This window comes from Paludibacter sp. (assembly GCF_009712605.1).
In the GTDB taxonomy this organism is placed as follows: domain Bacteria; phylum Bacteroidota; class Bacteroidia; order Bacteroidales; family Paludibacteraceae; genus Microbacter.
The window spans coordinates 620,214-633,103 of record NZ_WASO01000001.1 but is presented as its reverse complement, the minus strand read 5'-3'; the positions used below and the strand labels follow the sequence as shown (position 1 = coordinate 633,103).

At 41.1% G+C, this 12,890-nt stretch carries 8 protein-coding genes; 4 read left to right on the top strand and 4 right to left on the bottom strand.

Annotated elements, in window-relative coordinates; translation table 11 throughout:
• Nucleotides 1–19: 19 nt before the first annotated feature.
• Together F8N35_RS02330 and nfo are read right to left on the bottom strand one after the other, a co-directional pair.
• Nucleotides 20–1,330 carry an acetyl-CoA hydrolase/transferase C-terminal domain-containing protein gene (locus tag F8N35_RS02330; RefSeq protein ID WP_293049737.1) on the bottom strand — a complete coding sequence of 437 codons (1,311 nt, stop codon included), beginning with the start codon at nucleotides 1,328–1,330 and terminating at the stop codon, nucleotides 20–22.
• Nucleotides 1,331–1,485: 155 nt separating this feature from the next.
• The gene (nfo, locus tag F8N35_RS02325; RefSeq protein ID WP_293049736.1) at nucleotides 1,486–2,331 is read right to left on the bottom strand and encodes a deoxyribonuclease IV; all 846 of its coding nucleotides are present in this window, start codon (nucleotides 2,329–2,331) and stop codon (nucleotides 1,486–1,488) included.
• 389 nt (nucleotides 2,332–2,720) lie between these two features.
• On the opposite strand from nfo, the gene F8N35_RS02320 reads away from it, so the two are divergent.
• The gene (locus tag F8N35_RS02320) at nucleotides 2,721–3,185 is read left to right on the top strand and encodes an Lrp/AsnC ligand binding domain-containing protein (protein ID WP_068701110.1); all 465 of its coding nucleotides are present in this window, start codon (nucleotides 2,721–2,723) and stop codon (nucleotides 3,183–3,185) included.
• Between the two features lie 18 nt (nucleotides 3,186–3,203).
• Here F8N35_RS02320 and F8N35_RS02315 read toward each other — a convergent pair whose 3' ends face one another.
• A complete protein-coding gene (locus F8N35_RS02315) occupies nucleotides 3,204–3,938 on the bottom strand; it encodes a LytTR family DNA-binding domain-containing protein (protein WP_293049735.1) in 735 nt (244 codons plus the stop codon).
• Entirely contained in the window at nucleotides 3,907–4,983 is a 1,077-nt protein-coding gene (locus F8N35_RS02310; RefSeq protein WP_293049734.1) for a histidine kinase, read from the bottom strand. Before F8N35_RS02310 ends, F8N35_RS02315 begins: the two co-directional genes overlap by 32 nt.
• A gap of 389 nt (nucleotides 4,984–5,372) precedes the next feature.
• On the opposite strand from F8N35_RS02310, the gene F8N35_RS02305 reads away from it, so the two are divergent.
• From F8N35_RS02305 to F8N35_RS02295, 3 genes are all read left to right on the top strand, one after another.
• On the top strand, nucleotides 5,373–8,312 hold the full coding sequence (locus tag F8N35_RS02305; RefSeq protein ID WP_293049733.1) for a TonB-dependent receptor: 2,940 nt from the start codon (nucleotides 5,373–5,375) through the stop codon (nucleotides 8,310–8,312).
• 19 nt (nucleotides 8,313–8,331) lie between these two features.
• Entirely contained in the window at nucleotides 8,332–9,903 is a 1,572-nt protein-coding gene (locus tag F8N35_RS02300) for a RagB/SusD family nutrient uptake outer membrane protein (protein WP_293049732.1), read from the top strand.
• Nucleotides 9,904–10,313: 410 nt separating this feature from the next.
• Nucleotides 10,314–12,725, top strand: coding sequence for a DUF5916 domain-containing protein (locus F8N35_RS02295; RefSeq protein ID WP_293049731.1), 2,412 nt, complete (start codon nucleotides 10,314–10,316; stop codon nucleotides 12,723–12,725).
• Nucleotides 12,726–12,890: the final 165 nt, after the last annotated feature.

The following is a 12,890-nucleotide window of genomic DNA, read 5'->3' as shown; positions in this document are numbered from 1 at the left end:
GAAATGTTTTTATCTGCAATTATTTCGTAACGAAACGGAAGTGAGAACCAAAACGTTCGAAAGCAGCTTGTTCCAAAGCTTCACGATGATCAGGGTGAGCCACGGTGATCAACAGTTTAGCACGTTCCTGCAAGGTTTTACCATAAAGGTTAACTGCACCGTATTCAGTTACAAACCAGTGCATGTGGTTACGTGTTGTAACAACACCGGCACCCGGAGCCAATACCGGAGCAATCTTACTAACGCCCTTGTTAGTTACAGAAGGCATTGCGATGATAGCTTTACCTCCTTTAGAACGAGAAGCACCGTAAACGAAGTCGATTTGGCCACCTACGCCTGAATAAAACTTAGTTCCCAGAGAGTCAGCACAAACCTGACCTGTAATATCAACCTGTAATGCAGAGTTGATTGCGGTAGTTTTGGGGTTTTTAGCGATCAGGAAAGGGTCATTGGTATAACCAACGTCCATCATCAACACTTGTGGGTTGTTGTGGATAAAGTCGTACACTTTCTGAGAACCCATCAGGAAGGTAGAAACCATTTTACCTTTATCGATACCTTTGTTAGCACCGTTAATAACACCGCTTTCAACCAAAGGAAGAACGCCATCAGCAAACATTTCGGTATGAATACCAAGATCTTTGTGGTTACCCAACTGAGCCAAAACAGCGTTAGGAATAGCACCGATACCCATTTGCAGACAAGCACCATCTTCAATCAGTTCAGCACAATGCAACCCGATTAATTTTTCCACTTCGCTCGGTTCGCTGAAGTGAGCAGGTTCCAGAGGGGTATCGTCTTCAACGAAGATATCGATCAAGCTCATTGGAATCATTGCCTGTCCGAAAGCACGGGGAACGTTTTTGTTAACAACAGCAATCACGTGATCTGCAGTTTCTACAGCAGCCAGAGTTGCATCTACCGAAGTACCCAAAGAAACATAGCCGTGTTCGTCGGGAGGACAAACCTGAATCATGGCAACATTACATTTGAGGTAGCCATCACGATACAGACGCTGAGTTTCACTCAGAAAGATGGGTATATAGTCTGCAAAACCAGCCTGCACAGATTTACGCACGTTAGCACCAACGAAGAATGCATCGTGTTGGAAGACTCCTTCATATCTTGCTTCTGTATAAGGAGCCGGACCTTCTGTATGCAAGTGGTGAATATGCACATCTTTCAATTCGCCTGCATCACCACGGGCGCACATAGCGTTGATTAAACATTGGGGAGAGCTGGCCACACTGCTCAAATGCACGTGATCGCCCGACTTGATAACTTTGACAGCTTCAGCCGGAGTAACGACTTTGTAGTTTTTTGTTGTCATGTTTGATTTATCTAATGGTTTAATGAATCTTCAAATACTTGTAATACAGGAGAATACATAAAATATTCAGCCAAAAAATTTGCATTGCAAAGTTATTGTTTTTTCATCACATTACCATTGATAAATAGCACATTAAAACTACATTTTAAGACTTTTTATTCACCTGCAAATTCTTTCAGTATGGCAATCTCTTCTTTCCAAAGGGTTTCATCGGGAGTTTCAAGAATAATGGGAATATTATCAAAACGTTTATCTACCATAAAACGTTTAAAGAATTCCAAACCCAAATAGCCTTTTCCCACACTATCATGCCGGTCAACCCGGGTGGCAAGTTCCTTTTTGGAGTCGTTGAGATGTATACCCCTCAGATAATTCAAGCCCACAACCTCTTCGAATTCAGACCAGACCTTTTCGTACTCAACAGCATCTTTCAGGTTATATCCGGCAGTAAAAGAATGACAGGTATCCACACAGACCCCCACCCTCGATTTATCCTCCACCTGAGCAATAATATCAGCCAAATGTTGAAAACTAAAACCCACATTACTACCCTGACCTGCAGTATTTTCAATCACCGCAGTTACCCCCTGCGTTTCGGACAAGGCGATATTGATTGACTCCGCAATACGCGAAAGGCAATCCTGAAGAGATATTTTATTAAGATGTGACCCGGGATGAAAATTCAACAGCTTCAAACCCAACTGTTCGCACCGCTGCATTTCATCAAGAAACGCCGCACGCGATTTTTCCAAACCTTCCGCTTCCGGATGGCCCAGATTGATCAGATAGCTGTCGTGCGGTAATATATACTCCGGCATGTATCCAAATTTCTCACAGTTAGCCTTAAATTCTTTGATACTTTTAGAGGAAAGAGACGGCGCCACCCACTGACGCTGATTTTTTGTAAACAAAGCAAAGGCCGTTGCTCCTATTTCTGATGCATTCACAGGTGCATTTTCCACACCTCCCGATGCACTTACGTGTGCTCCAATATATTTCATACTGTAATAAATTTTTCGTTTAAGGTAGTATGGAACCCCATGTTGCTGAAAATCTTTACCCGACAGCTATCTACCCTTGGGCATTATGAAGCAACATGATCGTTTCATACTATATTATTTTTGGTTTAATTTCAGATCAACAAAAGTAATATTTCGAACCCCGGAATGCAAATATTATCATCTTTCAACCCTAGCCAAACGCATTTTTTTAGTTTATTTATGCACAGATCATTACACTTTTCACAATGTCTCAACATGATTACATCTTACTATACGTCAAAGAATAACACCTTTTCAAATTCTTTTGAAAAGAACATGCCATAAAAACGAACAAAAAGCTTTGAAGTTTCATATTTTTTGTATCTTTGTACACTATTTTCTTATATAATATGGAAAAAATAGACAACCTAGATCGCAAAATATTAGAAATCATCACGCAAAATGCACGGACTCCATTCAAGGATGTTGCCGAAGAATGTGATGTTTCGCGCGCAGCCATCCACCAACGTGTGCAAAGGCTGATAGATATGAAAGTAATAACCGGTTCCGGATATTATGTTGATCCCCGAGCTCTTGGTTATAGCATGTGTACCTATATCGGAATTACCCTCGAAAAAGGTTCCATGTACAAAGAGGTGGTGCCAAAATTAGAAACAATTCCTGAAATTGTAGAATGCACTTACACCCTCGGACCGTACTCGCTTCTCATAAAAATGTATGCAAAAAATCCCGAACATCTTCTTGAATTGCTCAACGGACGCATTCAGGAAATCGACGGTATTGTTGCTACCGAAACTCTCACGGTACTGGATCAGCGCATACTGCGCCAAATCCCGATATTAACTGAAGAGTAAGCATTAAAACGCAATTTATTATCCCCGAAAAAAGCGACCCTTTTTTTGGGGATTTTTTTGTGGCAACTTATCGAGCGAAGCCCTGTATGCACGTCCAACCGCAAGTTTTTCTCCATTAATAACGACTTCGCTTCCCGAATAGGCCTGAATTTTATCAATTGCCACCAGATACGAACGATGGATCCGTATAAAATCTTCTGTAGGCAACTCTGATTCCAAGGCAGACAGACTCCCGTAGGCAATTAGCTTCTTTTCTACCGTAACAACTTTATAATAGTTACTCAAGCTATGAAAATAAAGAATATCCTTTTGTTTAATCCGAAATAATTTCCCATCTGATTTTATAGTCAAGCACAACGTTTCTTCTTCCATCCCGACACTCTTCTTTGCACTCTCAATCAATACCAATGCTTTTTCAACTGCTTTCTCAAAGCGTTCAAAAGAGAACGGCTTGAGTAAATAATCCACAGCATTCACTTCATAACCCTGCAAAGCAAATTCATCATAGGCCGTACAAAAAATGACCTTTGTCTGTCCAATAAGCCTAGCGGCCCATTCCATACCGGTCAGTCCCGGCATCTGAATATCCAAAAAGACCAACTCTACCGGATCTTTTTGCATAAAAGCCACAGCTTCCTGAACATCAGCGCATCGACCGACAACATTCAATTGCGGGATTCGGCTTGCGTACATCTCCAGCACATCCAGCGCCAGATCTTCATCATCCACCAATAAGCATCGAACGGGTTTCATTATCTAAAAAATTAATAATCAACGTAGATGAATATTGTGTCTCTGAACTGTGTATCTCGAGAGAATAACGTCCGTAATAAATAATTTCCAGCCTTTTACGTACATTTTCAATACCAATGCCGGAACTAAGATTATTTTTTTTTGCCATACTCGGATCAAAACTATTATCTACCCTCAAATACAACTTCTTCAGATCGACCTCCAGTTTAATGCGAATCCAGGCTCCTTCTGTATGATGGATCGTGGAATGTTTGAAGGCATTTTCCACAAAAGGGAGCAAAAGCAAAGGAGGAATTCTGCAGTAAGAGGTGTCGCCTGCAACTTCAAAATCAAAAGAAAAACGTTTATCGTATCTTAATTTCTCCAAGTCAATGTAATTGCGTAAATACGCAAGTTCTTTTTGCACAGAAACCATCTCTGCTCTCGACTCTTGGAGCACATAGCGCATTAAATCCGATAATTTCAGAATCATTTCTGGAGTGCGATCAGATTTTTTCAGCGCCATAGCATATAAGTCATTCAACACATTAAAGAAAAAATGAGGCTGAATCTGGCTTCTGAGAAATTGCAGTTCTGCCATGGTTTTCTCTTGAGATAAAAACAATATGCGATTTTCCTTTTCCAGCGAAGATTTATAGAGTTTGATCGCAACCGGAATAATCATCACGCTCGTGGCATTAATAATATGATTCAGAATTTCAGTTGGATCGAACAGCCCGACATGCATATCAGAAACTCCGAGCAATGGAATTACAGAAAAATAAACTAACGTACGCTGTAAAACTCCTCCTCCTACCATCGTCAAAAGACTTGCCACGCCAGTTCTAAAATATTCACCTCTGAAAAGCAGCTTTGGGATAATATAGTAAAGCGAAAAATAGGTCATTCCCAATTTTATGGGTAAAAATACAAGTTCATTATAAAAACATACCCAATAGTTGCTATAGCGGGTTCCCCACAAAAGGGTAAAGAAAGTTACAACACCTACCCAATAAGCAATATGGAAGAATAGGCGCTTTTTATTGTCAAAAATATTTATTGTCATTATTAGGCTAAATCAAGGTACATAAATAAAACATACTGGCAAAAATAGTTGATTTTTCATTCTGTTTATTTTTCCTTCGCTCAATACCTTCCTTTTTTATGCCAAAGTAGCCAAATTTTATCCGTTCGCATAAATTTACCGGCATTGGCATAAATAATTTTATATAAATAACACAAATTATTTCCTTTGAGCTCACAAAAGATATTTATCCCCAAACAAAATACAACACAAACATACCTATATACCTATAATACAGCAATGTAAAATAATGCAATTATACAATATCTAAAGAAAAACAGGACTTGCCTCTTGCAATCTCCTTTCATGACTCAATTTTTATTAACCATTAATTATTTAAAAGCATGAGAAAAACCAAATTGATGCTAACAATGTTTTTACTTTTATTGTTCGGCATTAACGCGATCGCTCAAACAAAAACCATCCTACAGGGAATGGTAGTAGACCAAAACAATCAACCTGTAATAGGAGCCTCCATCCGGGAAAAAGGCTCAACAAATGGCACAATCACCGATGTGGATGGAAGATTTACGCTACAGACCTCCACGTCCAAACCCGTTGTCAAAATAAGCTATATCGGGTACGACAACATAGAAATTACCGTCACAAACGCCTCTCAACTAAAACGGATTGTACTCCAGGAATCGTCTGTTGCCCTGAATGAAGTAGTTGCAATCGGATACGGACAAGTAAAAAAGAATGACATGACAGGATCGGTTGGTGTACTGGGTGAAAATAACCTCAACAAAAGTACAAGTACATCACCTCAACAACTGATTGTCGGCAAAATGGGCGGAGTAAACGTAACCACTGCCGGTGGAGCTCCTACTGATGGAGCAACAATCCGAATTCGTGGAGGCTCTTCTCTTACGGCCAGCAATGATCCGTTGATTGTGGTTGATGGTCTTCCTCTCGACAACCGGGCAATTGACGGGTTGGGCAATATTCTCAGTTCAATTAATCCGAATGAAATCGAAACTTTCACCGTATTAAAAGATGCATCTGCCACTGCCATTTACGGCTCCAGAGCTTCAAACGGTGTCATCATGATCACCACAAAGAAAGGCTCAAAAGGCAAAATAAAAATCGATTATGATGCCAAACTATCAATCGGCACAGTAGCAAAAACACTGAATTTGCTAAACGGAGATGAATTTCGGACTATTGTTAAGCAAGAAACGCCAGATTTTGTAAGTTACTTGGGCCAGACAAATACAAATTGGCAGGATTTAATCTACCATACAGCAATAGGCCACGACCACAACATTGGTATTTCTGGGACAATTAAGAATATGCCTATAAGAGCATCATTAGGTTATACGGATCAAAATGGAATCCTTAAAACTTCAGAGATGCAACGTTATTCCGGCACTCTCCGTATCAATCCGAGCTTCTTGAACAATCATCTCAATGCTGAACTTGGTTTGAAAGCAACTTATGCTGACAACCGCTTTGCCGATCAGGGAGCTTGTGCCAATGCTGTACGGTTCGACCCCACCCAGCCAGCCATGTCTTCCGATTCTCAATATCAAAAATACGGAGGTTATTACACCTGGATGCTCAATGGAGTGCGCAATGTAAATGCCACCCGCAATCCGCTGGCACAACTAGAGCAAAGAAGCGACAAAGCAAATGTCAAACGTTTAATCGGAGATTTCAAACTCGACTACAAATTTCATTTTTTACCCGACTTGAAAGCAACCCTTACAACCGGTATAGATTACACCAATAGCGACGGCAAAATTCGTATCGACCCGTCAGCATCATGGGTTGAACTGGCCACTGCTCCCGATGCTCAACTAAAGCGAGACTATACTCAGGACACCAGAAATGAGATGATCAACTTTGTGTTTAATTACAAAAAAGAAATCAAGCCGATAAGAAGTGTGTTTGAGGCTATGACAGGAACAGAAGAACAACACGTCTGGAGAAAAGCCAGTGGACATGACATTCGTGTAAATGGAACAACCCTCGACGACGGTAGCGAGACCGAATACTTTCTGGTGTCTTATTTCGGGCGTTTCAATTACACTTACAACAACAAATATTTACTCACGGCGTCTCTTCGTCGCGATGGCTCTTCCCGTTTTTCCCCCGACACTCGCTGGGGGCTATTCCCTTCGGCCGCTTTGGCATGGAGAATCAGCGAAGAACCGTTTCTGAAGGACTCAAAAACTATCAGCAATCTGAAGCTACGGTTGAGTTATGGGGTAACCGGTCAGCAGGACTTAACAAGCAATGATTATCCATATATGGGCACCTATCGCTTAAGTGACAACTATGCCCGTTATCAGATTGGCAACAAATTCATTAACACACTACGACCCGAAGGATACGATCAGAATATAAAATGGGAGCAAACCACCACCTATAATGCCGGCCTTGATTTCGGCTTTCTTAAAGGTCGACTAAATGGCAGTATTGATGCCTATTATAGAAAAACAGACGATTTGCTGAATACAATACCCACTCCGGCAGGTAGTAATTTCACGGATCGTTTGCTTACCAACATTGGTAAAATGGAAAACAAAGGAATTGAATTTTCGCTTAACGGTATCGCCATTGATACAAAACGGCTCTATTGGGAAGTTGGGGTCAATGTAACTTACAACCAGAATAAAATCACAAAACTGACCAGTTATGACGATCCAAACTACCCAGGTATTGCTGTAGGTGGAATCTCCGGTGGCGGAGGGAGTAACACGGTACAGGTTAATGCCGTGGGACATGCGTTGAATACATTTTACCTTTTCAAACAAAAATACGATTCGAACGGCAAACCAATTGAAGGCAGCTACGTAGACAAGAACAATGACGGACAAATTACCGATGCAGATAAATTTTACATGAAACATGCTGCTCCGGACGTATTCATGGGCTATTCTTCAACTCTTAAATACAAAAACTTTGATTTCAGTTTTTCAGGCCGCATCAGTCTGGGCAACTATGTTTACGACGACATAAATTCGAACGGTGCTCGTTATCAAAACTTAGGCACCAATAGTTTCCTTATGAATTTGCCACGAGACATCCTGAATACAAATTTTCATAATGCCCAATACTGGTCAGACTATTACCTCAAGAATGCATCATTCTTGAAGTTAGACAATCTGACACTTGGGTACACCTGTAATAATCTTTTGAAAATCTCAAGCAGCACCAATCTTAATCTGAGAATATACGCATCTGTCCAAAACGTATTTACTATAACCAGCTACAAAGGTATCGATCCAGAGGTCAGCAGCGGAATTGACAATGCAATTTATCCTCGTCCAAGAACTTACGTACTTGGCATCAGCGCACGATTCTAAACTTAAAATCTCATTTACAATGAAAGCAAAAAACATAATAACAAACATGTTGTTCTTATCGTGCATCTGGGCGTTCAGCTCATGTGCAAACGACTTAAACACTCTACCTCTGGACAAAAACATACTCACTGCCAACCACGTTTTAACAAGCGATTCAGCCTATTTACAACTACTCGCAAAATGTTATTCAGGCTTAGCCGTCGGTGGACAAACAGCCAACGATGGAGCACCTGACATTTCCTCTGTTGGAGGAGGTTATTCTTCTTATTTCAGACAATATTGGAATGCGCAGGAAGTAACAACCGACGAGGCTATTTGCGCGTGGAATGACGGATCACTTCCTAGTTATCATTCTCACTCATGGACCGCTTCCGGCGACTATCAATCGGCGCTTTATTACCGAATCAATCTGGAAATAACCTATTGCAACAATCTGATACGGGTTACCAAAGGAATCGACAAATACAAAGCATACAATACCGAAGCACGATTTCTAAGAGCCATGAGTTACTGGCACTTATTGGATTTATTCGGAACCGGACCATTTACGAGTGAAAATGACAAAATCGGGTTCTTTTTCCCCAAACAAGCCTCCAGTCAGGAGTTATTCAACTACATTGAATCGGAATTAAAGGCTATTGAAAATGATCTGGCAGCTCCAAGAGCCAATGAATACGGACGCGCAGACAGAGGAGCAGCATGGATGATATTAGCCAAATTATATCTTAATGCTAAGGTTTACACCGGCACAGCAAGATATACCGACTGCATTGCCTATTGCAACAAAATAATCGGTGCCGGATATAGTCTTGAACCGAAATATGCAAAACTCTTCCTTGCCGATAACAATTTACGAACTAACGAAATCATCTTCCCAATCTGTTTTGATGGACGTAACACCCAGACCTGGGGTGGATGTACATTTTTAATTTGTGCTGCCATTGGAGGAAATATGAGACCGATAGATTATGGCGTCAGTGGTGGATGGAGCGGCAACCGAACAACTTCTGCATTTGTAAATAAGTTTGCAGATATCAGCGGCAATACAGACAAGCGGGCGATGTTCTTCACCGACGGGCAATCTCTCGAGATCAACAATGTCTTCACTTTTACGCAGGGATATGCACTTTGTAAATTCAAAAATCTGACATCGACCGGAGCTGTAGGATCAAGCACTACTTTTCCCGACACCGACGTTCCTCTTCTCCGATTTGCTGATGCTTACCTGATGTATGCAGAAGCCGTCCTCCGTGGTGGTAGTGGCGGAACCCGAGCCAACGCACTGAATTATGTCAATCTTGTCCGGGAAAGAGCATATAACGCCCCGGCCGGGGATCCGACTGCTGATATTTCCGACTCACAGCTCACCCTCGACTTCATTTTAGACGAATGTGCCCGAGAATTTTACTGGGAAGGCCATCGCCGAACAGACCTAATTCGTTTTGGCAAATTCACCGGCGGCAGCTACATCTGGCCATGGAAAGGTGGCGTTAAAGAGGGGACAAGCACCGATGCCAAGTACAATGTTTTCCCCATCCCATCGGCAGACATAAATGCAAACCCCAACCTGAAACAAAATCCGGGCTATTAATAACCGTCCAAAAGATTGTGTTTTAGCTACGGATATTTGCTAATAGCAAATAGTATTTTAATAGGTATTGAGTTAAAAACAGGATGCCCGAATTAATACGGGCATCCTCAAAATTCTGAAATCTCTGAACTAACCATTTTCAGACTAAATCAAAAGACACTTTTCTTGTCTGATAGAATTAAGAAAAGATGTATTGTTAACACCCGGAAGACTGATAAAAGTGATTTTTGTCAGTCTTTACCGGGTTTAAAACTACAACTAAAAAAGCAGCCCTGAATTTTCTAAAAATAGAACATGCTTTCCGTTCGCATAAACAAGTATTAGTTTGACATAATAAATTTTGAAGCTGTATCGGGATTATCTTTCTTTGAACCGGATTTCAGGAACAACCTTATTCAGAACCACACATCATGCGAAAACTTGCCCTCATTTTTTTCATTATCACGGTTCCTGTATGGAGCATTACGCTACCCTTACGAAAACAATTTACCATAACCCGCACCCCGACGGCGCCCAAAATAGATGCTTTGCCCACCGACAAAGTGTGGAAACAGGCATCGCCCATTACCGATTTTATTCAACAAAGTCCGATTAATGGAGGAACACCTTCTCAAAAAACGGAGGTTAAAATGCTTTACGACGATCGTGCAATCTATGTATTGGCTCTGCTTTATGACTCAAAACCGGACTCTATCTTTTCCGAATTGGGAGATCGAGATTCGGGTGACGAGGCGAATGCCGATCTTTTTTCCGTGGAAATAAATCCATACAACAACGGCCTGAATTCCATGGAATTCATGGTATCGGCTGCCGGAGTGCAGATGGACTCAAAAAACGACATCGATCAAATGCACAAGAGTTGGGATGCCGTGTGGAAAAGTGCTGTACAGAAGACAAAAGAGGGCTGGATCGCCGAAATGGAAATTCCTTTCTCCGCCATCCGTTTCCCGAAAAAAGAGATCCAATTATGGGAAATCAATTTCTTCAGGCTTATCAAACGAAACGGAGAAGCCATCACCTGGAATTTCGTTGATAAAAACCGATACGGCTGGCTCAACCAAGCCGGAGAAATGCATGGCATCGAACATATCAAACCACCTCTACGGTTATCATTAATGCCATATCTGACAACTTATTATGACAGTAAAATTTCTTTCAAAGGTGGGATGGATCTGAAGTATGGCCTCAACGAAAGCTTCACCCTTGACATGATGCTAATTCCCGATTTCGGACAAACACGTGGCGACGACGGAGTACTCAATCTCACATCCGTCGAAACAAAATACGATGAGAAAAGGCAGTTTTTTACCGAAGGAACCGAACTCTTCAGCAAGGGCGACCTTTTTTACTCACGCCGCATTGGCGGACAACCCCGTCTATATGAAAATGTCGCATCGCAATTGTCAACACACGAAATTATTCTTAAAAATCCAGGAGAAACGAGTCTCTATAATGCTACCAAAATATCAGGATACACCTCCTCCGGATGGGGTATCGGAATTCTGAATGCCATTACGCAACCAGAAAATGCATTGATAAAAGACACGCTTACCAACACAATCCGAAGATATATAACACAGGATGTAAGTAACTACAATTTGTTGGTCGTCGAAAAAAATCTGGGCAAAGAATCATATGTCAGCTGGGTAAATACCAACGTAACTATTCCAGGGGAACACCACATGGCAAATGTGTCTGGTCTTGATTTCAAATATAAATTTCTTAGATACCTGCTTTCTGGCGATGCTTTCTTTAGTTATATTCACGACAAAACAGATACCGGATTTTCAAATCAAACCGGACATCGGTTGAATCTGAATTTTGCAAAAACAAAAGGAGAATTCCGCTACGAACTGGACAATTCGTTGCTCAGCCACTCATACGACCCCCGCGATTTCGGCTACCTCGAAAACAAAAATCTGATTTCTAACAACCTGAAACTGCAATACTTCCACTTCACCCCCACCCGCCATTTCAACGAAATATCCGGCGAGATGAACTTTACGTACGAAAGCCTCTACCTGCCCCTATTGTACAGTCGGTTTGAATTGGCGGCCAACCTTAAACTTCTATTCAAATCATTGCATTATATCAAATTTTATCTCAGTGCAACACCCATTCCGAAATACGATTATTTCGAACCGCGGGTAGAAGGATGGAAGTACAAAGAGCCAACGGCCGGTTACGGCGCTATCGAATACCAAACCGACACGCGAAAACAACTGGCATTGATGGCGAAAATCGGATATTGGCAGGCAACCCGATTTGGCAAAAAAGCGCTTTACCTGACGTGGCAACCCCACTACAGAGTCAACGACAAACTTTCATTCGACTTCATGGCAAATTGGTATTTTCTTCATAATGCCATCGGATTCGTAGACAAAAATATACGCAATGATTCGATCTATTTCGGTCGACGCAATGTGACCGGTATTGAGAACATTGGAACTATCAAATTTTCATTTTCAAACAAAAACTCTCTCAATCTGCGTTTCAGGCATTATTGGTCAAACATCAAATACGGAGGCTATTATCTTTTGCAAACAAGTGGAAACATGCAGGATGTTACTTTAAGAAATAACTACAACATCAATTACAATCTTTTTAATGCTGATGTTTCGTACGTCTGGCAATTCCTGCCCGGTAGCGAACTTTCGTTCGTCTGGAAAAACTATTTTTCCACGGCAAATCAAAAGACCAATCGCAATTATTTGAGTAACCTGACAAATGTATTTTCTTCATCTCAACTCAGAAGTCTCTCTCTAAAGATCATTTATTATATAGATTATCAAACCATTAAAGCTCATTTCAAGAAAGCATGAAAACGTTTGCACGAACATTACAAGTAACAATTCCTATTCCGAATCTCAATATCCGGTTATTATTAATACTTTTACTAACAGAAAGTTACCTCTCCTTACAGAGACAATAATAAAGAAATTAAAGATCTATAAGAGACCCAAGCGCATCGTTCTGACATTACATTA

Coding starts and splice junctions, on each gene's coding strand:
- F8N35_RS02330 (WP_293049737.1), bottom strand. CDS start 1,330: ATGACAACAAAAAACTACAAAGTCGTTACTCCGGCTGAAGCTGTCAAA.
- nfo (WP_293049736.1), bottom strand. CDS start 2,331: ATGAAATATATTGGAGCACACGTAAGTGCATCGGGAGGTGTGGAAAAT.
- F8N35_RS02320 (WP_068701110.1), top strand. CDS start 2,721: ATGGAAAAAATAGACAACCTAGATCGCAAAATATTAGAAATCATCACG.
- F8N35_RS02315 (WP_293049735.1), bottom strand. CDS start 3,938: ATGAAACCCGTTCGATGCTTATTGGTGGATGATGAAGATCTGGCGCTG.
- F8N35_RS02310 (WP_293049734.1), bottom strand. CDS start 4,983: ATGACAATAAATATTTTTGACAATAAAAAGCGCCTATTCTTCCATATT.
- F8N35_RS02305 (WP_293049733.1), top strand. CDS start 5,373: ATGTTTTTACTTTTATTGTTCGGCATTAACGCGATCGCTCAAACAAAA.
- F8N35_RS02300 (WP_293049732.1), top strand. CDS start 8,332: ATGAAAGCAAAAAACATAATAACAAACATGTTGTTCTTATCGTGCATC.
- F8N35_RS02295 (WP_293049731.1), top strand. CDS start 10,314: ATGCGAAAACTTGCCCTCATTTTTTTCATTATCACGGTTCCTGTATGG.